At 60.6% G+C, this 25,681-nt stretch carries 26 protein-coding genes and 2 pseudogenes; 19 read left to right on the top strand and 9 right to left on the bottom strand.

Translation table 11 applies throughout. From position 1 onward, the window contains the following. Window positions 1-119: 119 nt before the first annotated feature. A complete protein-coding gene (locus CF70_RS09865; protein ID WP_035863611.1) occupies window positions 120-1,604 on the bottom strand; it encodes a DegQ family serine endoprotease in 1,485 nt (494 codons plus the stop codon). A 381-nt stretch (window positions 1,605-1,985) separates the two neighbouring features. Between CF70_RS09865 and CF70_RS09860 the strand changes: the two genes are divergently transcribed. From CF70_RS09860 to CF70_RS09845, 5 genes and pseudogenes are all read left to right on the top strand, one after another. After that, complete coding sequence (locus tag CF70_RS09860; protein ID WP_235184979.1) at window positions 1,986-2,414, top strand: carboxypeptidase regulatory-like domain-containing protein; 429 nt, start codon at window positions 1,986-1,988, stop codon at window positions 2,412-2,414. A gap of 313 nt (window positions 2,415-2,727) precedes the next feature. Further along, window positions 2,728-3,252: a hypothetical protein gene (locus CF70_RS09855; protein WP_035863608.1), complete on the top strand. Its 525-nt coding sequence runs from the start codon at window positions 2,728-2,730 to the stop codon at window positions 3,250-3,252. Between the two features lie 104 nt (window positions 3,253-3,356). Continuing rightward, window positions 3,357-3,776, top strand: coding sequence for a MarR family winged helix-turn-helix transcriptional regulator (locus tag CF70_RS09850; RefSeq protein WP_035863606.1), 420 nt, complete (start codon window positions 3,357-3,359; stop codon window positions 3,774-3,776). Window positions 3,777-3,980: 204 nt separating this feature from the next. Next, window positions 3,981-4,082, top strand: a pseudogene (locus CF70_RS39170) (IS6 family transposase); the annotation flags it as partial. A 596-nt stretch (window positions 4,083-4,678) separates the two neighbouring features. Next, the gene (locus CF70_RS09845) at window positions 4,679-4,996 is read left to right on the top strand and encodes a DUF1840 domain-containing protein (RefSeq protein WP_035863604.1); all 318 of its coding nucleotides are present in this window, start codon (window positions 4,679-4,681) and stop codon (window positions 4,994-4,996) included. Window positions 4,997-5,161: 165 nt separating this feature from the next. On the opposite strand, the gene CF70_RS09840 is transcribed toward CF70_RS09845, so the two are convergent. The 5 genes from CF70_RS09840 to CF70_RS09820 form a co-directional block, all read right to left on the bottom strand. Then, window positions 5,162-6,133, bottom strand: a complete 972-nt coding sequence (locus CF70_RS09840; protein WP_035863602.1) for a branched-chain amino acid ABC transporter permease — start codon at window positions 6,131-6,133, stop codon at window positions 5,162-5,164. After that, window positions 6,130-7,023 carry a branched-chain amino acid ABC transporter permease gene (locus tag CF70_RS09835; RefSeq protein WP_035863600.1) on the bottom strand — a complete coding sequence of 298 codons (894 nt, stop codon included), beginning with the start codon at window positions 7,021-7,023 and terminating at the stop codon, window positions 6,130-6,132. The genes CF70_RS09840 and CF70_RS09835 overlap by 4 nt, the downstream gene beginning before the upstream one ends. Continuing rightward, a complete protein-coding gene (locus tag CF70_RS09830; RefSeq protein ID WP_035863597.1) occupies window positions 7,020-7,754 on the bottom strand; it encodes an ABC transporter ATP-binding protein in 735 nt (244 codons plus the stop codon). Before CF70_RS09830 ends, CF70_RS09835 begins: the two co-directional genes overlap by 4 nt. Then, a complete protein-coding gene (locus tag CF70_RS09825; RefSeq protein ID WP_035863594.1) occupies window positions 7,751-8,509 on the bottom strand; it encodes an ABC transporter ATP-binding protein in 759 nt (252 codons plus the stop codon). The genes CF70_RS09830 and CF70_RS09825 overlap by 4 nt, the downstream gene beginning before the upstream one ends. Window positions 8,510-8,630: 121 nt before the next feature. Then, entirely contained in the window at window positions 8,631-9,890 is a 1,260-nt protein-coding gene (locus CF70_RS09820; protein WP_081862105.1) for an ABC transporter substrate-binding protein, read from the bottom strand. A 363-nt stretch (window positions 9,891-10,253) separates the two neighbouring features. Between CF70_RS09820 and CF70_RS35830 the strand changes: the two genes are divergently transcribed. Both CF70_RS35830 and CF70_RS09815 read left to right on the top strand, forming a co-directional pair. Then, complete coding sequence (locus CF70_RS35830; RefSeq protein ID WP_152561764.1) at window positions 10,254-10,475, top strand: hypothetical protein; 222 nt, start codon at window positions 10,254-10,256, stop codon at window positions 10,473-10,475. Between the two features lie 606 nt (window positions 10,476-11,081). Beyond that, window positions 11,082-11,516: a universal stress protein gene (locus CF70_RS09815; RefSeq protein ID WP_035863592.1), complete on the top strand. Its 435-nt coding sequence runs from the start codon at window positions 11,082-11,084 to the stop codon at window positions 11,514-11,516. Between the two features lie 264 nt (window positions 11,517-11,780). Here the strand turns inward: CF70_RS09815 and CF70_RS09810 are convergent, their stop codons facing one another. Next, on the bottom strand, window positions 11,781-13,862 hold the full coding sequence (locus CF70_RS09810) for an aconitate hydratase (RefSeq protein WP_200876723.1): 2,082 nt from the start codon (window positions 13,860-13,862) through the stop codon (window positions 11,781-11,783). 243 nt (window positions 13,863-14,105) lie between these two features. On the opposite strand from CF70_RS09810, the gene CF70_RS09805 reads away from it, so the two are divergent. From CF70_RS09805 to phaP, 6 genes and pseudogenes are all read left to right on the top strand, one after another. Beyond that, window positions 14,106-14,759 carry an RNA polymerase sigma factor gene (locus CF70_RS09805; protein ID WP_235184977.1) on the top strand — a complete coding sequence of 218 codons (654 nt, stop codon included), beginning with the start codon at window positions 14,106-14,108 and terminating at the stop codon, window positions 14,757-14,759. Between the two features lie 47 nt (window positions 14,760-14,806). Next, the gene (locus CF70_RS09800; RefSeq protein WP_035863585.1) at window positions 14,807-15,385 is read left to right on the top strand and encodes a ferritin-like domain-containing protein; all 579 of its coding nucleotides are present in this window, start codon (window positions 14,807-14,809) and stop codon (window positions 15,383-15,385) included. Continuing rightward, the gene (locus CF70_RS09795) at window positions 15,386-15,784 is read left to right on the top strand and encodes a c-type cytochrome (protein WP_035863584.1); all 399 of its coding nucleotides are present in this window, start codon (window positions 15,386-15,388) and stop codon (window positions 15,782-15,784) included. A gap of 275 nt (window positions 15,785-16,059) precedes the next feature. Then, the gene (locus tag CF70_RS09790) at window positions 16,060-16,497 is read left to right on the top strand and encodes a PAS domain-containing protein (RefSeq protein WP_035863582.1); all 438 of its coding nucleotides are present in this window, start codon (window positions 16,060-16,062) and stop codon (window positions 16,495-16,497) included. An 18-nt stretch (window positions 16,498-16,515) separates the two neighbouring features. Further along, window positions 16,516-17,073, top strand: a pseudogene (locus tag CF70_RS09785) (DUF488 family protein). 314 nt (window positions 17,074-17,387) lie between these two features. Further along, complete coding sequence (gene phaP, locus CF70_RS09780) at window positions 17,388-17,756, top strand: TIGR01841 family phasin (RefSeq protein ID WP_349675102.1); 369 nt, start codon at window positions 17,388-17,390, stop codon at window positions 17,754-17,756. Between the two features lie 585 nt (window positions 17,757-18,341). Here phaP and CF70_RS09775 read toward each other — a convergent pair. After that, complete coding sequence (locus tag CF70_RS09775; protein ID WP_081862103.1) at window positions 18,342-20,147, bottom strand: PHA/PHB synthase family protein; 1,806 nt, start codon at window positions 20,145-20,147, stop codon at window positions 18,342-18,344. Window positions 20,148-20,524: 377 nt separating this feature from the next. Beyond that, window positions 20,525-20,704, bottom strand: a complete 180-nt coding sequence (locus CF70_RS09770) for a hypothetical protein (RefSeq protein WP_035863579.1) — start codon at window positions 20,702-20,704, stop codon at window positions 20,525-20,527. A 384-nt stretch (window positions 20,705-21,088) separates the two neighbouring features. On the opposite strand from CF70_RS09770, the gene CF70_RS09765 reads away from it, so the two are divergent. The 6 genes from CF70_RS09765 (at window position 21,089) to CF70_RS36555 (ending at window position 25,672) form a co-directional block, all read left to right on the top strand. Beyond that, window positions 21,089-21,568, top strand: a complete 480-nt coding sequence (locus CF70_RS09765) for an RrF2 family transcriptional regulator (protein ID WP_035863577.1) — start codon at window positions 21,089-21,091, stop codon at window positions 21,566-21,568. A 95-nt stretch (window positions 21,569-21,663) separates the two neighbouring features. Further along, the gene (locus CF70_RS09760; protein ID WP_414629440.1) at window positions 21,664-21,831 is read left to right on the top strand and encodes a hypothetical protein; all 168 of its coding nucleotides are present in this window, start codon (window positions 21,664-21,666) and stop codon (window positions 21,829-21,831) included. 211 nt (window positions 21,832-22,042) lie between these two features. Continuing rightward, window positions 22,043-22,609, top strand: coding sequence for a phasin family protein (locus CF70_RS09755; protein WP_035863573.1), 567 nt, complete (start codon window positions 22,043-22,045; stop codon window positions 22,607-22,609). 657 nt (window positions 22,610-23,266) lie between these two features. Next, complete coding sequence (locus CF70_RS09750; protein ID WP_081862102.1) at window positions 23,267-24,451, top strand: patatin-like phospholipase family protein; 1,185 nt, start codon at window positions 23,267-23,269, stop codon at window positions 24,449-24,451. A gap of 265 nt (window positions 24,452-24,716) precedes the next feature. Further along, window positions 24,717-24,926, top strand: coding sequence for a hypothetical protein (locus CF70_RS09745; protein WP_160172247.1), 210 nt, complete (start codon window positions 24,717-24,719; stop codon window positions 24,924-24,926). Window positions 24,927-25,246: 320 nt separating this feature from the next. After that, the gene (locus CF70_RS36555) at window positions 25,247-25,672 is read left to right on the top strand and encodes a GreA/GreB family elongation factor (protein WP_051648220.1); all 426 of its coding nucleotides are present in this window, start codon (window positions 25,247-25,249) and stop codon (window positions 25,670-25,672) included. Window positions 25,673-25,681 lie beyond the last annotated feature (9 nt).

Here is a 25,681-nt window from a genome sequence, read left to right as displayed (position 1 = left end):
GGAAGCCGTCAAGTCCATTACGGATGGGTTCTGCTGACGCTTACTGCTTATTTGATCAACGATTGAAAAAGGAGCCACGCATTCAGCCAAATCATCCATTTGCGTCGGTTTGCCCCTGTTTACCCTAGTTCGACCGGAATAAAGATACGAGAGTTGTCGCGCAAGACGAGTAGGGCCACCTGTTTGCCCGCCTTCGCCGTCAGTGCACGCAGTTGTTCTGAAGAGGTAACTGGTGTGCCATTGAGCGAAAGAACGATGTCGCCGGGTTCGATGCCGGCGAGTGCCGCGGAGCCGTCCGTTTCTTCCACCACCAGCCCATTGGCAAGGCCGCTGGTGTGGCGCTCTGCCTCATTGAGCGGGCGCACTGCCACGCCGAGCCGGTCCGCAGCGCTGCCTGCATCCCGCTGAGCGGTTGACTTTCCATCCAATGTGCCGACCTTGGCCGTCACCGTGAGCGGCGCCCGATTGCGGATCAGTGTAAGCGTGGTCTCTGTGCCGGGCTTGAGGTCGGCAATATGCGCAGCAAGCTCAGCGGAGCTGTCAATTGCCTTGTTATCGATCTGGGTAATAACGTCACCTGACTTGAGGCCGCTGGCGGCTGCGGGCGTGTCAGGTTCGACGGAATCTATGAGCGCCCCCGCTGGTCGAGGCAAGCCAAAAGCGCGTGCCAGACCCTGATCGACGTCTTGGATGTCGATACCAAGACGGCCGCGAGTCACTTTGCCATGGGCCAGCAATTGTGCTTCCACCTTGATCGCCACATTGATGGGAATGGCAAAGGCGAGTCCCTGGTACCCGCCCGTTTGCGTATAGATCTGCGCATTAATGCCGACTACCTGGCCGTAGCGGTTGAAGAGGGGGCCGCCGGAGTTGCCGGGGTTGACCGCGACATCGGTTTGGATGAAGGGAACGTAGGTGTCCTCCGGCAACGAGCGTGCTATGGCGCTGACAATGCCGGCAGTGGCCGTGTTCTCGAAGCCGTAGGGCGATCCGATCGCCAGCACCGGCTCGCCTGCGCGGACCCGTGACGAATCGCCAAGCAGCACGGTCGGAAGATTCTTGGCATCGATTCGGATCAACGCCACGTCGCTGCGCGCGTCGACACCCAACACCGTTGCCGGGAACTCGCGCCGGTCGGTCAGCTTGACCTTGACCTGCTTGGCACCGTCTACCACATGGGCATTGGTGAGAACCAGTCCATCCTGGCTCACGATAAAGCCAGAACCGAGACCTCGCATCACACGTGGCGTGTTGCCCTGAGGCCATTGGAATTGGGGCCCGAAGCGCTTGAAGAACTGGTAGAAGGGGGCGTCCGGGTCGATGCCATTGGGCATTGGCACCGAAGTACGCTGCTCCGCCGTCGTCACGCTGATATTGACGACGGCAGGTCCATACCGCTCCACAACAGTGGGGAAGTCGACCGGCGGCGCCGCATCTCCGGACCCATGTCCGGTCCCCGTACCAACCTGTCCAACCTGTCCAACCTGTCCAACCTGTGCGGTACCCACGGCGATCGCCTTGCGCTCCAGGTAGGGATAGCCGCCCGCCACGGTGGCAATGACAGCGGCGCCGAGAAGCGCGCGAGGCAGGATATGCCGGAGCATAGTGCACCTCCAGTGCAGACAATGTGCAGGTCGCCGGCCTCTCACCAGCACCATAACTCCACACTAGACCATCATTCTTAATTCTGCCTTAAAAGGCTGCCGCGCCTGCGAGAGCAGGCGCACCCGTCAACGCAAATGCATAGGCAAGCCATGAGCGGATTGACTGGCCGCTTTAAGCCAGTTTTAAGTCCTGTGCCATAGGCTCAAATAGTCGGCGCGCCTGGGTACATCGGCCGCCACCGCGGTCCATCCGCCTCAATGCGGTCTCCGCACCATCATGAGGCAAGTAACAGGCCATTGTGACGGGCGACCTCAGGTCAAGTATATCCGCGTACGGTAGCGGATAGCGCCGCCATTGCAAGTTCTGAAATGGAGCGCAACATGAAGCAGAAACTGATTTGGCGATGGCTAGCGGTGATCACAACAGTTGGGTGCACACAGCTGGCATGGGCCGGCATGACGGCATTGCCAGCAGCGCAGCACGCCGGACCCGTGACCTATGTATCCGGGGGAGTGGGGTCGGACGAGTCGCAGGCAATCAAGGAAGCGATGCACAACTACCCGTTGGTGCTTGAGTTCGCCGGCAGAACCTCATACGGAAACGAATACTTGGCGGGGGTGCCGGTCAAGATCGTCGATGCGCACGGGAAGACCGTGCTCGAGACCAGCGCGCAGGGGCCATTCCTGCTGGTCTCACTGCCGGCAGGGCGCTATGCAGTCTCCGCCAGCTATGGCGAGAAGACAGAGCATCGCTCGGTCAGCTTGTTGCCAAGCGGCCACGTCCGCGAATTCTTCTTGTGGCAGATGTAAGGGCAGGGGCCGGTGCGGCCCAGTATCCCAAGCCTCGGCGCATTGCATCAGCGTAACTTCAGGCTTGACGCATGATCTTCCGTTTGGACCATCAGATGTCCTGCGCGGTTCGTCACGTTCTACCCGCTTGAATATATCACAACATGATATAAATTAGAGTGTGAAGACATGCTCTGCCGAGGTTGCAAAACACGCCGTTCGCGTCCATCTTCAGTCCGGCTGAAACTGTCTGCACAGGCTGGTTTTGCCGTGCCTCCTGCCAAGTTTTTCGGAGACGGTGTCACCAGGCCCCGGCTAACCGCAGGAGGACATCATGGAACTTCACATGCAATCGCATCACTTCGCGCGCCGAACGCCAGACTGGCGCGTCGCCGCCATCGCCGGACTCGCGGCGGGGGTGATCTTTCTGATACTGGAAGTGTTGGCGACGTGGATCCTGGGAACAAGCCCGTGGGCACCGTTGCGGATGACGGCGGCCATCGTCATGGGACACAGTGTTTCTTCGCAATCGGCGACCTTTGACCCAAGCGTAACGCTGGTGGCGTTGGTGGTTCACTTTGCGCTGTCCATCATTTTCGGACTGATCTTGGCGGCGATCATGGCGTCGTTTAGTCTTGACTCGAGTATCGGCATGGCCTCGCTAGCGGGTGCCATCTTCGGTCTGGTTGTGTATGGGCTTGACTTCTACGGCATGACTCGGGTTTTTCCGTGGTTCGGGGATGCGCGCAGCGCTGCTAGCCTCGCTACACACCTCGTGTTCGGGCTGGTGGTGGCCATTACCTATATGAAACTTGAGCGTAAGCTAGACAACCTTGGCGCGACACCTATCAAGAGGTGACGTAGCTTCGCAGGGACTGGGCTGGTCAAGACGCCTGCTTCGCCCCAATGGCAGGCCAGTGCTTGACCGGCCAAGTGTCGATGGCGAGGCCCAGGGAGCAGAATATGGATTCTGACACGCGATACAACGTCACAAAGCAGAACTTCGAAGCCCTGTCCGAGTTCCGCTATGAGCTGCGCCGCTACCTGCGATTCTCCGAAATAGCGGCGCGCGCGGAAGGCATCACGCTTTTGCAGTATCTGCTGCTGCTACATATCAAGGGGTTCCGCGACCGCGATTGGGCCACGATTGGTGAGCTGGCGGAACGCTTGCAAGCCGCCCCGAACGGTGTCGTCGCACTGGTGTCGCGTTGTGAGGCCGCAGGGTTGGTGACCCGTTTGCAGAGCGATGCGGATCACCGGCAGGTGGAAGTGCATCTGCGAGCGCGAGGAGAGCGCTGCCTGATGCGTCTGGCAACGCTTCACAAGATCGAGCTCAAGTCATTGGGTTCGGTTTTCAAGATAGCAAAACTGTCGGTACCCTAGCTTTGTTTCGGCCGGATGGACGCATTTGTCTGCGGTGCTCGGACAATGCCGAGATACCGGCGCGTGCGTCCGGCCATCCGCCGAATTGGCAAACGTGGTCGGTTTGCGGCACCGACACCCGCACCGGCCACCGCGAACGTTGGCCAGAACAAGTCCTCGCCAACCACGTTGCGGTCATCCTGCAACTTGCCGAGGACTCCCTCCGAGACAGTCACGCTGAACGACTATGCGGCCTCTCACCGTGCGGTGCGCGAAATGAGAGCCGAGGATTTGCTGCTCGAAGGTACGACGTTGCGATTGTCGAAGTGCAAATCACTATAGAGAGACTGTCCACGAAAATGCCGATGGCGCGTTCTTAGAGGTATGGATCGATCCGCTGGGAAAAATCCATATTTGCTATGGCCCTGGCATTCTCGGAGGAATGCGCATCATGAAACTCGTTCACTTTTGGTTCACGGTTCTGCTTGCAGGCGCAGTGGCGGCCCCGGTCTTCGCCGCCGATACGTCCGCGAAGCCGGCCCCAGCTACGGCGGTCACTACGGCACCTGCCATCCCTCAGCACGCAGTGAAATCTTCCACGCACAAGAGGCACCACCATGCGCATGCCGTGAGCAAGTCCGGCGCTTCTGCGACTGCCATCAAGGCAGGCGGGCTCACGCTAGCCCCAAGACGCTAGCGTCCTCGTAGAAGCGCCACAGGCCTCGTCTGCAACGGGCCCCTTGCCGGTACTCCGGGGGTCTTCGCGGCAGTCAGCTGCCGCACCCGGCCCCGGAGCATTGGCAGCAGACATCGGGTACCGGGAGCAGATCTGCATCCTGGAACCCGCGTGTCAGCGGAACAGGCTAAGGTGCCCGGTTGCCGGTGCCGGCAGCATTTCAGCAATCATTGACCAGGAGATTCGAATGCTCGTTACCTTCCACTCTCCCGCCACAGCGGATGTCACCATGCTGAGCGATCTCGCTCAGTATCTGCTGGGCATCGTTGGCAAGCGCATTGGAAAGCGCGGCGTGATTTCCAGCAAGGAGCTGCCTGAAGCCATCAGCAAGCTTGAGGCCGCGATCACGGCAGAGGCGGCTGTTCGGGCAGACGAAAAGTCTGCAGATGGCTTCGCGGTGGCGCGTGCGCCGGCTTGCACTGTGCTACCCAATCGCGCCTATCCATTCTTGGACATGATGCGTGCGGCACGCCAACAGCAAGCAGACATTCTTTGGGGCGTCTGACCGAGATTGGCGTTCCGGACATTGCCATCGAACACTGGGCCCCAGCATGTCGCCATTCGCCCTGCAGGTGTCTTACCAGGCCGCTGTACTGCCACGACCAGCAGGCTGACGAGATCGACGAAGCGCCAGGCAAATCCGGCGACCTCGACAATCGGGTGGTTTTCATTACACCTGCTTCGTCTTGAGCGTCTTCACCAGCGCCTCGCGCGACACAGTCGCCTCTTCGCCAATCAGGCCGCGCGGCCTGAGGATCAACGTCAGCATGAGCACCAGCCCGATCAGGATGATCTGGGCGGCCCCGCCTTTGACCTGCAGGTCGATCGGCAACAGTGCCAGGGCCGCGCTGCCGCTCAGCGTCCACACGGCCCACATCAGTACCGCGCCCAGGATGGCGCCCTTGTTGTTGCCACTGCCACCAACGATCAACATGGTCCAGGCCTGGAAGGTGAGGATCGGCAGGAAGTCATCGGGGCTGATGAAGCCGATGAAGGTGGCATAGAGGGCGCCCCCCAGACCCATGATGGTCGAACCAATCACGAAGGACTGGAGGCGAAAGCTGAAAGGACTCTTGCCGAGGGACGAAGCCGCTACCTCATCTTCGCGGATAGCCTTGAGAACGCGTCCCCAGGGCGAACGCACTATGGTTTCCAGGGCGCCGTAGATCAACAGAACCACTACCATCATGAGCGCAAGCATCAAGAGATTGCGACCCAGCACGGACTGGAACACGTCGGGCAGCAGCCTCGGAATGCTGGCAGCCCCCTGGCTGCCTCCCGTGAGCGGCGAGGCGTTCAATGCGATCAACTGCAGGATGGATCCGATGCCGATCGTGACGATCGCGAGGTAGTCCTCGCGCAGGCGCAAGGTGGGAATCCCGACGATGAACGCGATCAGCGCGGCCGCGCACATCGCCCCTGCCAGGCCGACCCCGAAGGGCAAGCCAAAGCCTCCCAAATGGCTCGCGTAGGGCGGTCCGCACAGAATGGCAAAGGCGTACGCGCCCACCAGGAAGAATCCGGACACGCCGATGTTGAAGAGGCCGGTGTAGCCCCATTGCAGGTTCAAGCCTAGGCAGACGACCGCGAAGATCAGCGCCTGGATCAGGAAGAAGACCAGATAGGAAGCCAGTCCATTCATGAACGTTCCCCCAGAATCCCTTTGGGATAGACCAGAAGGATCAGAAACATCAGGACGAACCCGACTGCCGGCATAAAGGCGGCTCCGATGAACGGCACCGAGATGGATTCAGCCACACCGATGATCAGGCCTCCAAGGACCGCACCGTAGATGCTGCCCACGCCGCCGAGAATAGCGGCGGCGAACATGGACAGGATCAGGTTGGCGCCCATCTCGGGCGAGATCTGCACCGTCAGACCGAACAGCACGCCCGCCACCGCGGCCAGGCTGCCGCCGACCACCCAGGTCCAGTGAATGACCCCTTGCACGTTGATACCTGTGATGCTCGCCAATGCCGGGTTGTCCGAAACGGCCCGCATGGCCTTGCCCAGCCGGGAGCGGGTCAGGAAGAAATGTAGCGCGGCCATCAGCAGGATCGTCGACGCCACGACAAAAACCTCATCCGCGGTGAGCCGCACGCCGGGAAGAATCTCCCTGGCGATGGCGATACTGCGCGAGTAGTACTCCGGCTGCGAGCCCCAGATGAAGACCACCACATTGCGCAGCATCAACGCGGCGCCGAAGGAGGCGATCACCAGCGTGACAGCCACCCCGCTTCGGCGCAGCAGGCGAAAGAGTAGCCAGTCCAGCAGCAGCGCAAGTGCAGCTGTCATGGCACCGGCGAAGACAATTGCCGCGAGGAAGTTCCAGCCAAAGGTAAAGGGGCCGAACGCGGCGCCACTGGCGAAGAGGCTGGTGAATACCAGCGCGAAGTAGCCGCCAAACGTCAGGAACTCGCCGTGGGCAAAGTTGGCGAAACGCAAAATGTTGTAAGTCAGCGTCAGGCCAATGGCCCCGAGGGCCAGAGTTATCCCCAGGATGACGCCGTCGGCAATGTATTGCCCGATCATGACAATCCTCGCAGGATACCGAGATACAAGCGGCCAATTTCGGTGTTCTCAAGTAGTTCACGGGCGTCGCCGTTCACCTGGTCGCGGCCCTCGGCCAGCACGTAGCCCCGGTCGGAAATGGCCAGTGCGGCCTTGGCATTTTGCTCGACGATCAGGATGGTTACGCCAAGATCGCGCGCCTCGCGAATCTTGCTGAAGACCACGCTGACCAGCTTCGGCGAGAGCCCGGCCGAAGGCTCGTCCAGCATCAGCACCTTGGGGTTCGCCATCAACGCCCGTGCTACCGCGACCATCTGCCGTTCACCGCCCGACAGTGTGCCGGCCAGCTGGCGTCGCCGTTCCCACAGTTGCGGGAACAGGTCGAACATACGTTCGATGCCCCGCCTGACCTCGGTTCGCTGGCCTTGGGTGTACGCACCCATTTCCAGGTTCTCCTCGACACTGAGCCTGGCAAAGATGTTGTTGATCTGCGGCACGTAGGCCAGGCCTCGCCGCACCATCAGGTGCGCGGCCACCTCCGCGATGTCCTCACCGAACAATTGCACGCTGCCGCCGCGCACGGCGACCAGTCCGGCGATGACCTTGACCAGCGTGGATTTTCCCGCGCCGTTCGGCCCCAGCACCGTAACGATCTCGCCGCGTCGAACCTCGAGCCCCACTCCACGCAAAATATTTACCTCGGGGGCATAGCCTGCCACCAGGTCATGGACGGATATCGCCAGGTCGTTCATGCCGGCATCCCGCCCAGGTAGGCCTCGAGCACGCGAGGGTCGCTACGCACCAGGTTTGGTGGTCCTTCCAGGATCAGCTTGCCCTGGGCCATCACCACCACCGGATCGCACAAGGTCGTGATCAGATCCATATTGTGCTCAATGATCAGGAAGGTGATGCCCCGAGCATTCAACTCCTGCAATTTATCCATGATGGTGACAAGCAGGCTCGGATTGACCCCGGCCCCGGGTTCGTCCAGCAGGATCAGCTTGGGATCCGCCATCAGCACGCGAGCTAGTTCCAGCAGCTTCTGCTGGCCGCCGGAGAGGTTCCTGGCATACTCGCCCGCGAGCGCGGCTAGTCCGACAAAGGCTAGTATGTCGTGTGCCCGGTCGCGGCAGGCACGTTCTTCGGCGCGTACCCTTGCCCGGTGGAGCCAGTTGTTCCAGAATCGCTCTCCTGCTTGCCGGGACGGCACCAGCATGCAGTTTTCCAGTACAGTCATGGCCGCGAAGGGACGCGGAATCTGAAAAGTCCGCACCAGGCCTTCACGGAAGATATCGTGCGGCCGGGCGCCGCCGATCGGCTTGCCCAGGAAGGAGATATCACCTGACGTCGGGCGATACAGGCCGGCTAGCGTGTTGAACAGGGTAGTCTTGCCTGCGCCGTTGGGCCCGATCAGCCCAGTAATGGTGTTGGTGTGCAAGATGAAGGAAACGTCATCGACCGCACGCAGTCCGCCAAACTCCTTAACCAGCCGGTTGACTTCAAGCATGCGCGTTGTGTCCTTCTCAGGGCAGCCCCCTGCAAGGACCGCGCTCGGTCGGGGGAGGGAGCTGCCATTCTGTGCGAATAAGCCAATGTGTGACGGGTCCTTCGTTTGATGCTCGGCGGGGTTATTTGATCTCCTTGCGCAGTTGTGCGATCTGATCCACCGTAACCATGCCGGTGGGTGCCACCTTCCCGTGACTATCCACGGACCAGACCAGCATAGGCGCATTGATGTCGCCATAGGCGTCGAACTGCAGCGGCCCGGAGGCGCCCACATACTGGATGGCTTTCCTTTGGGAAAGAAGTTGTGCGGCCTTCTTGATCTGGGCCGTGCCGGCATAGATCTTCTCGCCCTTGGGGTCCGTGACCTTGCGGATGCTGTCGCGGACGGCCGTGGCGTCGGCACTCCTAGCGTATTCCATGGCCAGGCCGAGGATCACGGTACCGTCGTAGGCATTCGGGATATAGGCTTGCGTGGGCAACTCGCCGAATTTGGCCTTGTACTCCTGCTTGAAGGTGGCAAGCGATGGCGTTGTCACCGAGCCGGCCGCAGTGCCGTGCACATTCTTCATGTACTTCACACCCACGTCATTGACGAAATCCTGTGATTCCAGGCCATCGGGGAGTAGGAAATTCTGTGGTCCGCCAGCGGAAATCCACTCGCGTGCGATCGTAGTTCCGTCGCCCGGATAGCCGATCAGGAACAGCGTGTCGGGAGCCGGACTCATTGCCTTGTTGACTTCGGAGCGATACGAGGGCTGACTGGGGTTATAAACCACGTTTTCAGTGACCGTGCCCCCCAGTTTGGTGAAGGCATTGGCAAATTCCGTGCTCAGGCCCTGCCCATAGGCATTGTTGAGATACAGTACTGCTGCCTTCTTGATACCCGAATCCATTGCTACCTTGGCCATCGCAACACCTTGTAGCGTGTCCGAGGGCGTTGTACGGAACCAATAGCCTTCTGTCTTGCCGGCCTTGGCAAGCTCGGTAAAGATCGGCGATGTGGAGGCGGGGGAGATCAGAACGACTTTTGCAGGCGTCGCCACCGAGGTCAGGATGGCAGCGCTGACGCCGCTCGAAAGGGCGCCGACAATGGCCGGTACATGTTGTACGTCCACCAGGCGCTTGGCTGCATCCACGCCCACGGAAGCCGTGGTCTGGTCATCCAGCAACGCCAGACTGACGGTGCGGCCATTGACACCACCTGCCGAATTGAGGTCCGCGACCGCCAGCTGCGCACCTTTGGCGATCTGCTGGCCAAGCACGCCCAGCGACCCGGTTAGCGACATCACACTACCAATCGTAGTGGTGCAGGCGGCATTGGCGGTGCCGAAACTCAATACTTCGACGAATGCTGCGCCGATTAGAAGATATCTCATTAACATGGCAAGTACCTCCAATGAGAAAGCCAAGGGTGCCGGCCGCTAGCATATGTGTGCCGGACAGGCGTTGCGAAGCTGCGATCCGCATGTTGCCCAGGTGGGTGCAAGCGCTGACCACAAACGCCGGATTCGGGTGTTCCCTGCGTGAGCGAAGCGCGTTGCGACCATAGTTCCGATGCGGCGCAGAATAGGGGGGCTGGGATCGAGGTCCGCGAGAGTCGGATCGCATCGGCTGATTGCCGGCAGGAACGCGTTGGCGCGATTGACGATGACAGAAGGCCTACCGCGCCATGTGGAAAACCTGCCCTTCCAGAGGCGAAACGCGCCATAGCCCACACCGATCGGAGTCCCTCCGGAGCGTGCCCGATGGCGAGATTCAACGCAGTCGGCAAAGGGCGCCAGGGAAATAACGCGACAGACGCCGCCAGCGTTCAAGGCCGCTATCGGCCAGCGCCTGCGCGCGGCCTTCATGCCCGCAATCTGCTGTTCGTCCATTGCTTCATTCCCGGCAGCGTTGCCACCGGAACGCGCATTCAATACACATTAAATTGGACTGGCGATGATCCCGTGAAGGTCATCACGTTATGAGATAGTTGCGATCAAGAGGATCTTGGAAACAACAAGCCAGATTTGCGCGGCTGATGCTTGAATATGTCACAAAATGATATAAATTTCAGAATAGAGTTGTCGCCATGGCGCTTGCCCTGGTTGGAGATGCAACGAGGCTGTCTGCCGATATCCGAAGGATGTCCGAAGCCGACGACTTGGCGTGACGGGTTCCACCGGATGACATAGCCTGCAAAGGCTTGCTTGGTTTTGCCTGCCGCGGCGAGATCTGCAGCAAATCTTCTTGCTGTGTGTCCCGATCGGCGCAGTTCCTGTTCGGAGAACCGTTTCCCGTGACGCACGAGATGCCGCACGACCGGCTTGTCGGTTTCGCTCAGTCTGAACGCGGCGTCAGGACCTTTTGGGACATGTTCTAGCGACCGAAATCGTGAACGACGCGGATGCGCTACCCTTCTCGGAGACCGAGCCAGAGCCGGGACTGGGATCAAGCCTGCGCTTTTGTGCGATCCCCAAGCGGCACCGCCTTGGCGTCCAAGCCGGATACAGCCATTGCCATTCCAAAAACTTGAGCAAACAGTCTATCCTTTGAGACAGCCACTCGCACCATTCGAAAGAAAGGAGGCTAAGATGTTCAAGCACGTCCTGCTACCCACCGACGGTTCCGATCTCTCCAGGAGGGCCACGGCTGCTGCCATGGAGTTTGCGAAGTCAATCGGCGCGAAGATCACGGCCTTCACTTGCATGGAGGAGTATCCCTTCCTGCAATCGAGCGATGCGGGTCACCAGACACGCAAGACATTCAAGGAGCACGCAGAGGCGGACGCGCGTGCTCGCCTGAACCAGATCGTCGCGGCGGCAGAGGCGGTGGGTGTCGCCTGTGGCACAGATATGACGACCTCCACCGCACCGTACAAGGACATCGTGGAGGCTGCCACCCGACACGGTTGCGATGTGATTTTCATGGCATCCCACGGCCGTCGCGGCCTCGTGGGCCTGCTCGTCGGGAGTGAAACGCAGAAGGTTCTCACGCATTGCACGATTCCGGTCCTCGTCTACCGCTAGGGCGTCTCCGCGAAGTTGCACGGCATGAGCGCGAGCACAGGACCGCACGCTACCGGATCATCGCTCCTCCCTCAAGGAGAGCGTGCCAAAGCGGGGGCTAGGCGGTGCGATGAGTCGGTTGATATGCTGTTGCGGTGAGACTCGCCAAAGGCCAATGACCTTGATTGTTAATCCGCCAGAAGCAGCACGCAAGGAACGATTCGCAGATCGGATTGCCGCATGCGCAATGAATAACCGACGCTGCCGCATAAATGCGGCGCTGCGTCATCTGCTGTGTGGCTCGTTGCCGTGGCGGGCGGACGAGTCGACCTGTGATTCGTTCCTCTCACGCATCCAATTGATCAGGCCGCCGGCGCGCAGCACCGCGATCTGGCGCGGCGAGAGTTGGTGGGTCAGTGTCAGGCGCTCGCCGCGGCCGTCGATTTCGGCCTCTATCTCGGACCCTGCGGCCAGGGCGACGTCGAGTTTCTCAAGCACCAGCACGTCACCCTGCGCCAAAGCGTCATAGTCACCGGCATTCTTGAACTTCAGCGGCAGCACCCCAAAATTGATCAGGTTCTGCCAGTGGATGCGAGCGAATCCTTTGGCGATGACGACGCGTAGGCCCAGAAAACGCGGCGCGATGGCTGCGTGCTCGCGGCTCGAGCCCTGGCCGTAGTTCAACCCACCCACGATGACGTGGGCGCCAGCGGCTTTTGCGCGCTGCACATAGTGTTCGTCGATCTGTTCGTAGACGAACTCGCTGATCGCGGGAATGTTGCTGCGGTAGGGCAGCACGCGGGCGCCAGCCGGCATGATGTCATCGGTGGAGATGTCGTCACCGACCTTTAACAGTACCGGCAGGCTGAGCTTGTTCGGTAGCGGCTGGAAATCGGGCAGCGAATGGATGTTGGGGCCCTTGAGCAGCGTCTGCGCACGAGCCTGCACGTATGGCAGCGGCGCCAAGAGATTCTGCGTGTTGATTACCGGATCGTCCGGCTCGACGATACGCGGGTAGTCCATGTTCAAGTCGCGCGGATCGGTGATCCTCCCAGTCAGGGCCGAGGCCGCGGCTGTTTCCGGACTACACAACCAGACGTGATCCTCGCGGGTGCCGGAGCGGCCCGCGAAATTGCGCGGCACGGTGCGCAGGCTGTTCTTCCCCGTGGCCGGGGCCTGACCCATGCCGATGCAGCCGTTGCAGCCGGCCTGATGCAGGCGCGCACCGGCGTGCAGCAGGTGAATCACGTGGCCGTCGCGGATCAACGTCTCCAGCATGCTGCGCGAGGTCGGATTCACGTCGAACGAGACATGTGGCGCCACCGTGCCGTTCCGCACGATCTGGGCTGCGACGGCAAAGTCACGATAGCCTGGATTGGCCGAGGACCCGATATAGGCCTGGTAAATGTCTTCGCCAGCCACCTCTCGCACCGGGACGACGTCGCCCGGGCTGGACGGTTTGGCAATCAACGGCTCGAGCTGCGACAGGTCGATCTCGGCCTCGCTATCATAGCGGCAGTGCGCGTCGGCCAGCAGGCTGGTGAAATCGTCCTCGCGACCCTCGGACGCAAGAAAGCGCCGCACTGCATCATCGGCGGGAAAGACGCTGGTCGTCGCGCCGAGCTCGGCCCCCATGTTGGCGATCACATGCCGGTCCATGGCCGACAGCTTGTCCAGGCCCGGCCCGTGGTACTCGATGATGCGGCCGATGCCGCCGTCAACCCCGTATCGTCGCAACATTTCCAGAATCACATCCTTGGCGCTGACCCAATCCGGCAACTCACCGGTCAACTTGACGCCCCAGATTTCCGGCATGTTCAGGTAGAACGGCTCACCGGCCATCGCCATCGCGACCTCAATGCCGCCGGCCCCGATCGCCAGCATGCCTAGCGAGCCGGCCGCGCAGGTATGGCTGTCCGAGCCGAGAAGTGTCTTGCCCGGACAACCGAAGCGCTGCATGTGGGTGGGGTGGCTGACGCCGTTGCCGGGCCGGCTGTACCATACGCCGAAGCGCTTGCAGCCGCTGAACAGGAATAGGTGATCGTCGGGATTTTTGAAGTCCTCCTGCAGCAGGTTGTGGTCCACGTATTGGGCGGAAAGCTCCGTCTTGACGCGGTCGAGCTGCATCGCCTCAAGCTCGAGCATGACCATCGTGCCGGTGGCATCCTGGGTGAGCGTCTGGTCGATGCGCAGCGCAATCTCCTCGCCAGGCTGCGTGCGGCCGCCAAGCAGGTGAGCGTCAATCAGCTTCTGGGCGACATTCCTTCCCATGGTCTGCCTCCTTTCGGTACGCGGTGCCAGCCGAGCTGGCCTGGCAGTCTGGGGGATCCTTCCCTTGCTAACTATAGGCGACAGAATTGATGGCAAGGTGTTCCGCCATGGAGCAGGATTTGAGAGGCCAATACGGGAACTGGCGACCGCGTCATCCGAATTGGCCTCAGACTACGTTCCTGGAAAAACCTAGTGTCGCCATGCCGGTATGAGTCAATTGCAAAAAACCGGTCTTTCCGGAACGCCGCGGCAGCGGGCGACATCTAATGCGCACGAGTCAAGAGAAAAGGGAGGCCGACGATGCAGCGGAGGAGGAATGTCCTACCCGATTTTGCCGGGATGCCAGACGCGGCTCTGGCTCAGCTCGTAGCCGCTGGCGATCCGGACGCGTTCGGGCATGTAATGCGGCGCTGCAATCAGGCGCTGTATCGGGCAGCGCGTGCCATTCTCAAGAATGATGCGGAGGCCGAGGATGCGGTTCAGGATGCCTATTTGCTGGCCTACCGTGGTATGGCGGGCTTCCGCAGTGACGCGAAGCTATCGACCTGGCTGACCCGTATTGTGGTCAACGAAGCGCTCGGCCGCATCCGCAAGCGTCGGCGCAGCGCTTCGGTGATTTCGATTGCGAGCGATGTTGGGCCAGGAGATTGCAGGAGCGGAGAACTGATGAACGACACTTCTGTGGAACGGCCGGAGCACGCCGCTATGCGTGCTGAGTGCCGGCGCCTGATTGAGGCGAAGATCGACCAATTGCCGGAGGCATTCCGTGTCGTGTTCGTGTTGCGAGCACTTGATGAGCTTAGCGTCGAAGAGGTTGCCCAATGTCTGAACATTCCCGAGACCACAGTGCGTACCCGTTTCTTCAGAGCGCGCAGTCTCTTGCGCGAAGCACTGTCCGCGGAAATGGATGTCGCGCTTGAGGATGCATTTTCATTTGCAGGAGAGCGCTGCAACCGCATCGTGGAAGCCGTTTTGGCCCGCGTGCAGTGGTAGCGCGTGTAGTTGTGAAGCTAGACAAGACACCTGTCAAGGAGGCAGCCATGTCATCGATTCAGCGTTGGACCCCCCCTTATGTGCAAGGAACGCGTCGATCGTTTCTGGGCCAGTCCGGCCTCTTACTGTCAGGCGCAGCGATCGCGCTGCTGTCAGGCAGGGAAGCGCTTGCAGCCGCGGCAGAAGGTTCACTTGAGAACGACGTCCGCGTTCTAAATACTGCGCTCGGTGCAGAATTTGAAGCCATCGCAGCTTACCAGGTCGGGGCGCAAAGCGGATTACTGAAAAAGCCGATACTTGATGTCGCTGTGACGTTTCAAGGCCACCATAAGGAGCATGCGACCGTACTCTCTCAGACCATAGCAAAGCTGGGCGGCAAGCCAGTTTCCGCGAAGGACAAGTATACGTTCCCGACCGACACGCTCAAGACACAGAACGATGTCCTCCGCTTCGCGGCCTCCCTGGAGAAGGGCGCGGTGAGCGCCTATCTTGGCGCAGTACCGATCTTTCACGACCGTGACCTCGCCAAGGCCGCCGCCAGTATCCTTGGCGATGAGGCCATGCATTGGGCCGTACTACGTCATGTATTGGGCGACACGCCGGTGCCGTCGGCGTTTGTCTCGTAAATGTACAGAAGCCTAATCGCGATTTGCGGCCTTGTCACGGGCTTGGCCGTGGCGGCCGCCCCAGGCGGCGGCGTCTTGCACGGCAACCCGGCCGCTGGCGCAGCAATCTATGACCGCTGTCTGGCCTGCCACGCGTTCTCCTATGACCGCACAGGTCCCAAGCATTGTGGTCTCCTTGGGCGACGTGCAGGAAGCGAACCCGGCTTCGCATACTCCGATGCCATGAAGCAGTCGAAACTGGTGTGGAATGAGCGTACCCTGGATCGTTTTCTGGCCGATCCTCTGAAGGTGGTCCCGGGTACCAGTATGGGGTATGCTGGAGTGAAAGATGATCAAGAGCGTGCCGATCTGATTGCTTACCTGAAACAGAAGAGCGGGGCCCCGGAGTGCAAGCAGTAGTCGAGTGACCCTGTCGACGGCACTGAGCCCCTCTAGGCGGCCATGCCTGTTGCAGGGTACCGGCGCTTGAGCTGTACTTGCATGCTGGCCTGTCCCGGCAGCTTCGCTGGAGCGATCAGGCTAGATTGTGCTCAAACCGGGGCGGCGCCAACTGCAAACGGGGCCCCTTGGCCTGTCCGACCTACATCGGCAAAACGCGCTCGAGAAACCACGGAACGGCGTCGCTATCCTCGCCAGCGCTTGCGATTCGATGCACGATGTACTGGAGATTTGCGATGAACATTGCTGATACGCTGGCCCGATCGATTGTCACCGATGCATCTGACGCGATTATCGCGACGGACAGGGAGGGCGTGATCTGCTTGTGGAACGCTGGGGCAGAGCGCATCTTTGGCTACACCGCCAGCGAGGCAGTCGGGCGGTCGTTGGACATCATTATCCCGGAGGGACTGCGAGAACGTCATTGGCGTGGATTCCGACATGTCATGGACACCGGTGACAGTCACTACGGTGCCGGAGATCTTCTGTCGGTCCCGGGAATTCGAAAGAATGGTCAGCGCGTTTCACTGGAATTTTCGATTGTCGCGTTGAAAGACGCCCAAGGCGAGATCGCAGGGCTGGCGGCGATCATGCGAGACGTGACCAAGCGCTTCGAGGAGGTGCGTTCGCTCAAGGCCGAACTTGCCGCCGCGAAGGGAGGCGAGCGCCGATAGAGCCGCGATTCCATGCATATGCAGCGCGACGACACCGACGGCTTGCCGTTTTTTACTATCGGCCACTCAACGCGGCCTGTCACTGAGTTCGTCGGCCTGCTCGCGGCCGCCGATGTCGACGTTGTCGTCGACGTCAGAACGGTTCCCTGATCGCGCACCAACCCGCAATTCAACCAGGAGACGCTACCTGCTACGTTGTCCGGATTTCGAATGGATTACGTGCATATGATTGAGCTCGGAGGGCTGCGAGGAAAGCAACGCGACATCGCAACCGATGTGAACGCCTTCTGGATCAATGATAGTTTTCACAACTACGCCGACTACGCAATGACGGAACCGTTTCAACAGGGCCTGATACGTCTTCGCGAGCTTGGGCGCAAGCGGCGCTGCGTGATCATGTGCGCGGAAGCCGTGTGGTGGCGTTGCCACCGGCGAATCATTGCGGATTATTTGCTCAATGCGGGAGAGCGCGTCTTCCACATCGTCGGGCAGGGCCACGTTGAGGCTGCTCAGTTAACCAGCGCAGCGCGGCGCATGTCCTCCTCGAGGCTGGCCTATCCAGCGCCAAGCGATTAACCGCCAGACGAATCGAAGATCCAGATGGGACCAGGTCATCTGATATTGAGCCTGATAAGTCCCGGAACTGCGATCGGCGGAGCATTGGAAATCGGGTGGCATCCATAGTCACCTTGTCAATGCACCATTCAGCGCTTCGTCGCGCCTGCTGGCAACAACGCAAAAGACTCGAGGAGGCAATCTGTGAAACGCCAAAAAAACAGTATCGTAGATACATGTTATGCTGCGCCAGTCGGATTGACAACCGCGCATTGCAGCGGAGGCCTTCCCAACGCGACGGCCAGCAAGTGGAGGCCTGACTAGGCGGCAACGTCTTGCCGCGAACGCATGGCGGTGCGAACGAGCGGTGTTGTGCATGCTTGCAGGAGTGTCATCATGAATTCTTTGGACATACACAAATTTCTGCAGGGCAACAAGCGAATCTTGAAGCCCTGCATGGAATGACAAACATGCTGGGTCTCATGGAGCGGGCCTTTGCAGGTTTTGATAAGCTGGTTGAATTGAATCTTCAATTGATCAGTTCGTCGCTATCTGGTTCCAGTTACTGCGCGAAGATGATGCTGGCAGTGAACAGGCCGCAGGATGTCTTCGAAATGCAAATCGGCCTATTGCAGTTGGCTAGCGGACAGGCTTTGCTTTACCGGCGGGATCTGTTTGAGATGCCTTCGAATTCCAGATTGTGAGGTGCTGCAATCTGCGGATCTGGATTGGCGGGGGGTGTTGGTGGCTCAGCGGTACCACCGGAGAGGCATGAGAGGTCGATGACCCCGTGCCTCTCCGGTCGTTGGGCCAAGAGCATGGACTACCCGCGAACGAGAACACGATGGCCTCGCCCAGCTTGCATCGGATGATCGCGCCCACCAGGCCACGTCGCCATGGGTCCAACCGACTTCAGCGCGACCAGAGCAGGTACAACAGGCCCAGGACGATCAGGCACGCAGCGAGCAGCAGGTAGTAGCGCATACCGTGGTGGGATTGATGGGCGTGGTGGAAGAGAGGTTTCATGGTGGGGGGAGCAGCCAGCGGAGAGGCCTCGAGCATGCGTCGGTATGTCGCTCAGGCCATTAGAAATTACGTACCCACCGCGTCCTCCACGGGTGGTCATCAGTGCAACCGACCCTTCCGAAGCCCGATACGGGGAGCTCCAACAAGCTACGAAATCGTCGCCGCGGCAGAAGCCAAATTTGCCAGGGAACGTGTCCGCGAATGTTGCGACCGCGCCGGTGGCATTCCGAGGCGCTCGATTCGGATGCGCCTCCGGCGCGCGCTCAGGGTTCGAGTACATAGGATCCGGGGGCCTCGGCCAGTACGGTACCCGCACCCAAGGCGGGCGGCGCCGTCTTCTCGCTGGAACGGTCGGCGAGCCATTGTTGCCAGCGCGGCCACCATGAACCTTCGCATACCGGTGTGCGGGCGAACCATTCGTTCGGACTGAGATAGGGACCGTCCTTTGTCCGCGTGCCGAAACGATAGTGCCGCCCGGCATGACCTGGTTCCGAGATGATGCCCGCATTGTGCCCGCCCGACGTAAGCAGGAAGGTGATCTCGGTGCTGGTCAGCAGGTGAAGCTTATAGACGGATCGCCATGGCGACACATGGTCGCGTTCGGTGCCGACGACAAACGCGGGCAACTTGAGATCGGCCAGAGCCACCGGCCGGCCCTGGACGCAATACCGGCCCTCGGCCAGATCGTTACGCAGGTACAGATGATGCAGATTTTCGCTATGCATGCGGTAGGGTAGGCGCGTGGTGTCGGCGTTCCACGCCATCAGATCGGTCGGCTCAGGGTGCTCGCCCAGTAAGTACTCGCGCATCAGTCGAGACCAGACCAGATCGCGCGAATGAAGCAACTGGAAGGCGCCAGCCATCTGTGCGCCATCCAGATAGCCTTGTTCCCACATCAAGGCATCGAGATAGCCGAGCTCGCTCGCATCGATGAACAGGCCAAGTTCGCCCGGCTCGCTGAAGTCCGTCTGTGCCGCGAACAACGTGACGGATAGGAGCGGGGCCGGCTCGGGCTGGGCGTCGCGTTCGAGCGCAGCGGCACCGATCGCCAGCAACGTGCCGCCGAGGCAATAGCCGGCGGCATGGACCGGGCTCGGGCCGGCAATGTGACGCACCTGTGCGAGCGCCTCGAACAGGCCAGACTCAAGGTAGTCGTTCAGACCCAGGTCGCGTGCCTCCTCACGCGGATTCTTCCAGGAAATCATGAAGACGGTGTGCCCGCGTTCCACCAGATAATGCACGAGCGAGTTGTGTGGCGACAGATCCAGGATGTAATACTTCAGGATCCAGGAGGGCACGACCAGCACCGGCTCCTGCCAGACCGCTGGTGTTTGCGGCGCGTATTGGATCAACTCCATCAAGGCATTGCGATAGACCACCTTGCCGGGCGTGATTGCAACATTCTGGCCGACACAAGACGGGGCACAACGCCGACGCGAAGCGCCGGGAACGTACCCAGACCAGATCTCCTGCTGATGCTCCAGCCAATGCGCTCCGCCGGCGAGAAAGTTTCTTCCGCCCGTCGCTAACGTCACCCGCAGTACCTCAGGGTTCAGCCACCAGCTGTTGCTCGGCGAGAGCAAGTCCGTCCATTGCCGAGCGGCAAAACTGATCACCTGCTCATGATGTGGAGAAACCCCACGCAGACCGGTGGTGGCGGCTTGCCAGCAGGCCTCTGTATGCAGAAACATGTTACGCAGAAGGCCATACGGCCACCGCTCCCAGTCCGGATCGGCAAAGCGCGGGTCGCCGATTTCCGTGCGAGGAGTAGGCATGTCTGGCGACTGGTCCCGCCATGGTTGCATCATCTGTTGTGCCAGCGCCACCTGCTTGCCAGGTGAACTGGCCAGATGCCACCCCCAGTCCAGCCATGCCAGGCCCAACGCGACAGGCGAGACGCCGCGCGTGACCTGAGCCAGCGCCGCATGCATGAGTCGATCGACGCGCTCGACTGGCGCGTTGAGCGAGCCGTCGGCGGGCGCCGGCGGACAATCGGGGCCAGTGGGGGAATCGATGGCATTCGCCACCAATTGCGGTTTGTCGAAAGGTTCTACCGCAGTCTCGGTCATCGCAATTCCTCAAACGGTTACGTGGCGAATTTCCACTATAGACAGCGGATTCGTCCGGCGATGCGACGTTGGCTGCGATCACTTGCAGTCACGAACCGATGTGGTGCGCCACTAGATCTCGCGCAAAAGCGTGCAGACCAACACCACCACCGGTTCGCAGCGAGCTCCGGGGGGATGCGTGCCAGCCCCGCGGGAAGTAAGGCGCGGCAATGACACCGCCGCCTGGCGACGAGGTTCTGCGGCTTCCCAGCGTCTGCGCCACCCGTCTCGGATCCTGTCAGGGTGATCGCTGTCTCATGCGGTCTGAAACCGCGAAGCGAAGGATTGATGTCACCGGCGGCGCAGTGCTCGGTCAGTCGGGTTGACGGAGAGTCTGGTCAGAGTTCCTTGCGGTGCACATAGCCGTATCGCTCTGCAATCTCGATCAATCGCGGTTCGTGCAGCAGCCTACGTGCCAGTTCGGCGGTAATCTGGATGCCGTACAACCAATTGAATTGATAGTCGAGGCGACCGCTTGCGGGAATACTGAACGTCCATTCGACGGGGACCTCTGTCACGGTGCCTGCCAGGCTCCCCCAAGCGTGGGCCGCTCGCTGATCGAGTACTGCCCGTTCCGAGCGCGCGCGACACAGTACCCGATGTCGCCAAAATACATTTGGGCGAACCAGCGCTCAAATTTCCAACGCGAGAGACTCAAGGGACTATCCATCGCTTGCTCCGTATCCGTTTCTCTATCATCGACGAAGTGCTAGAAATTCCATCCTGGCTTCCAGTGCCCACTGGCAATAGGGGAAAAACCGTAAAGGACGCAGTGAAACAAGTTGTGAAACGCCTCAGAAAACGAGTACTCTAGATGCATGTTATGCCGTGGCTGCCAGATTGGCAAACGCATATTGCAGCCGAGGCCTTGCAGACGTGACGACAAGCCCGTGGAGCCGCAGATGAGACTGACTGAGTACACTGACTACAGCCTTCGCGTGCTTCTCTATGTTGCCGTGCACCCGGATGAATTGGTGACGGTACAGTGCATTGCCGAAACTTTCGGCATCCCCAGGAATCATCTGACAAAGATTGTGGCGCACCTGGGCCATCTCGGATTTCTCACGACCGTGCGAGGACGATCTGGCGGCATTGCGCTTGGTATGGCACCGCAGCAAATCAATCTCGGCAAGGTGGTCCGCGCCACCGAGCCAGATTTCCGGCTGGTCGAATGCTTCGCGCCGGAAGGGAACCAGTGCATCATCACCAATGCTTGCGGCTTGCGCCATATCCTGGCTTCGGCGCTGGCTGCCTACCTTGCCGTTCTGGATTCGTACACGCTGAAAGACCTGATCAAGCGGCCTGGGGCACTTCAGCGCGTGTTGTCCGGCGCCAGCATGCTCCCAGCCACGATCGAAAGGCGCGCGACGCAAACCTCCTGAACGCTAGTTACGACTGTCACTGGCACTTCCCAGCAGAATTGACATTTTGATCCTAGGAGACAAATATGCTGAGTCCACATGAAGTGGCAACCCTTATGCTGATCAAGGATGCCCCACTTCACACCGAACTGGATCGCGCGGATCTTGACACCCTCCTCGAGCAGCAGCTTGTCAACCTGGAGGAGTTCGTCTGTGGTCACCGACGTCCTCGTATCACGGCCAGAGGTAACGCCGTCCTCAACGCCATGGCGCGCATCCGCTGAAGCCCGAAGGCGCAAGCGCCCCTCATGATGACGCGGCAAGCCAGTGGTTCACTTGAGTGCTATTGCTGGTGGGTGCCTAAGCGCCTGCAATCCGCGCGAGTTTGCATTGCCTAGGTGATGCCCGTCCTAGTCCATCAATCCAACCTGTCGCACGACCATAGACGTCCGGTATCCCCGGACACGCGTCGGGTTGAAATTTCAGGAGATTCACATGAATCCGTTTCCCCCCGAGCAAATTGCAGCCGCTCAACAAGCCAACCTCGCCGTCCTGTTCGGATTGGCGAACCACGCCTTCGCAGGCTTTGAGAAGCTGGTCGAGTTGAATTTGCAGGTAATGAAGTCGACGCTGACGGACACCCAGGCAAACACGCAAAAAGCATTAGTGGCCAAAAGCCCGCAAGAGCTACTCGTGCTCCAAGTCAGTCGGATGCAACAGCTCGGTGAGCAGGTACAGTCGTACAGCCGTCATCTGTACGACATCGGGTCGGCCGCCCAGGCCGAATTTGCCAAGATCGCAGAGGCGCAATACCAAGCGCACAACCGCAGGATGCAAGGGATTATCGACAACCTGGCGAACGGCGCACCGCCGGGTTCCGAAGGCGCCGTGAGCGCACTGACCTCGGTGATCACTGCCACCAACAACCTGTGTGAAAGCATGTACCAGACTGCGAAACAAGCAGTGGAAGTCGCCGAGAGCAATTTCAACAGGGCGAGCACCGCGGCGTCGAAGGCGGCTAAGCAGGTCACCGAGCAGGCGTCGCGCACTGCCAGGACGTAACGGTAGGCGTGCGCCGTATTGCCCGGGCTCCCAACGTGGTGCGGCGGGCAAGCCGTCCTGTCGGCGTCGCCGCCCGCCTGCCTTCGGTGCTGGGCGATCCGCCACTGATGGCTGGCAAGGAGCAGGCTCACACTGAAACGCCAATGCGGGGGAGGAGGCCGGCTCCCGCATGGGGACCAGACGGGTCGCCTCTCTGCTTAGCCGGGTGGTTGCGTCCCCGCCACGGCGCGGTTCGAGATGCCAAGACGAGGCGCACCTCGCCTGGGTATCGAACAGGGGCTATGTTGGCGCATTTTTGCTCTGCTGCGGGCGATCAATCCAGCAACATGACGGTTCCGTAGGGCGATTGCCTTGTCATGACGGCGCACTTGCTTCATCGTCAAAGACGAGCAGTCCGTCCGACCATTTGTATCGTCGGACCGGGATTCTCCGTGGCGGCAACGGGGACCATCAGCTATCGGGCGCACGCCTACAACGCATGGGGGCGTTGCATGTCAAGCGCGTTTCGTGCTGGAACTGGCACGATTGTTGGTGCCGGTCTTCTATTGAACAGTTTTCCGCTTCTTGTCGAACATGGTCCTATCGTATTGTCCCGCCGGCCGGCCGGCCGTGTGCGGGCGGACGATGGGGGTGGTGGTCATCTTTTAGTCGACATATATGGTCAATCTAACGTCTGCAGCTACGGTCGATGCGCCATCCGCTGGCCTGCCCCCGTCTCCGCTCCACGTGTTGGTCCTGCAGGGTGGCGGCGCCCTCGGTGCCTACCAGGCAGGCACCTACCAGGCGATGGAGGAAGCCGGGGTGTTGCCCCGGTGGATCGTTGGCACGTCGATTGGTGCCATCAATGGCGCGCTCATCGCCGGCAATCCGCCGGAGCGCCGACTGACGCAATTGCGTACCTTCTGGCACCTCGTGGCCGGTTCCGCGCCTCGCCTGCCGCCCCAGTTGCAGGCGGCCGCATCGCTCTGGGGCATGGCGAGCAGCCTGGTGGCGGGCGTGCCGGGATTTTTTGCACTCAAGGCACCGTGGGAGATCCCGTTCGCGTTGAATTGGAATCAGGCGGGCGTCAGCTTTTACGATACTGCCCCGTTGCGTCGGACACTTGCGCGCCTGGTTGATTTCGAACTCCTGCGGCATGGCCCTACCCGGCTTAGCATCGGCGCGGTCGACGTGGCGAGCGGCGAGTTGCACTATTTCGACAGTGCCGCGCAGGTGCTGAGCGCCGAGCACATCATGGCCAGCGGCGCTTTGCCCCCTGGCTTCCCACCGGTGCCGATCGACAGGGCTGAGTACTGGGATGGCGGCGTGTACTCGAATACGCCGCTCGAGTATGTGGTCGACGACACCACGCACCAGACCAAGGTCTGTTTTGCCGTCGACCTATGGAATGCGACCGGCGCCGTCCCCAGCACCATCCTGGCAGCGGCCGCGCGTCTCAAGGAGATTCAATACGCCAGCCGTACCAAGCGTTGGATCAGAACGCACAAGACCATTCACGACCTGCGCCACGCGGTGCGGGCGCTCGCCGAACAGCTGCCGCCTGCAGCGAAGGCGGACCCGGAGTTTCAGCGCCTGATCGCCCAAGGCACCGGCCGTACCATCAACATCGTGCACCTTGTAGCCCCGGCAGACGACCCGCCGCAACCTGCCAGGGACATCGATTTCTCAGCAAACACGATCGAGCGGCGCTGGCAGGCCGGCTACGAGGACATGCTCGCAGCGCTCAGCCACAAGGCCTGGCTCAAGCCCTTGCCGCCCAATACGGGCATTGTGGTCCACGAGTTCGCCCGCAACCAGGACGGCACCGTCGGCCCCAAGGCCTCCGGCAGTGCGATAGGGTGAAGACCCGCTCCGTTCCTGGCGCGGCAGTGTGCCGCCGTTCGGTCATAGAGACGACTCTGCCGGGATCGGCTCGTCGCCCCCGCCGCAGGCGTTGCCATTCGATGAGAGGACGGGTGAGCTCGATGCAATGAACATTTGCCACAGGCGGCGTGATCGCTACCGCAAAGCGTTACGCTCGGCGTCAGGTGGGACGCGATTTGTTTTAGCGCAAGATCCACGCGTGTCCGCAATCCTTCCGCCGACAATGATGCAAGGCGATCGTAAGTTGCTCGACTACACATGGGGTGTCGCCACGGCTTGCGCATGGCGCGCAGGCGGTAGCGTCGGCTGGATGCCCGCCGGCCATGGCGCGGAGGAACGGGCGCAAGAGACCGACGCGCTGTTCGTGAGCAATGAGCGCGGCGTGACAGAGGACAAGCGCGACCACCAACGGGTCACAGCTTCGCACGCCGGGTTGGGAGTGAAGCAGGCGTGATATCGGTAGTTGCCGCGCAGGCGGTTCTCGTCAAGCCCGCATGGCCTAGCGGCTTGGTGGCGGCGAGGGATAATCGTCCGGCTCCCTTCCGGAGCGTAGAACCGAATCAACGCCACCAAGATATCATGGCCGATGCATTCATCAGGATTCGAGTGTATTGTTCCTTCGTCGAACAACGTGGATCGCACGCGTCCCGGACACCGCACGGTCTGCCCTTCGTTTAGCTCAGCATGGAGCAACATGCGGACGGGTGCTGAGCCGTATGGCCCCCTCCGCATCGATCGTCATTGTGGTAAGTGGGAATTTCTCTGGAGTTGCCTATGACTAAGATACCCCTTCTCACTGACCTGGACGCAGCCCGGCTCAGGACACGTGCCAGTCGAGCGATCGCGCGCCCGCACTATGGCGCCGCCTTGTCCCGATTCTTGCGGAGGGCCGAGATCCTTCCTGTCGGTCACATGCCAGCGGATGTCGTTACCATGTTCACCAGGTTTGTCTGTATTGATCTAACCCGGCGCCAGAAGATGATCTGGACCCTCGTCTATCCGGAGGAAACGGATCATTCCCTTGGCCGGATATGCATCTTCTCGCCAGCCGCATTGGCGTTGCTGGGCAGTCGAGAAGGCGATCTCGCGCCTTGCAGTCCGGCACCGGATATCTTGCTGGAGTTGCAAGTGCAGCGGATTCTGTTTCAGCCTGAAGCTGCGGGCATCCCCGAAATGGACAGATGCGCCGTATGGTGTTGAGCGCGCGGG

Origin of the sequence: Cupriavidus sp. SK-3 (genome assembly GCF_000611145.1) — a bacterium.
In the GTDB taxonomy this organism is placed as follows: domain Bacteria; phylum Pseudomonadota; class Gammaproteobacteria; order Burkholderiales; family Burkholderiaceae; genus Cupriavidus.
The sequence above is the reverse complement of the archived record's forward strand: the minus strand, read 5'-3'. Positions and strand labels throughout refer to the sequence as shown.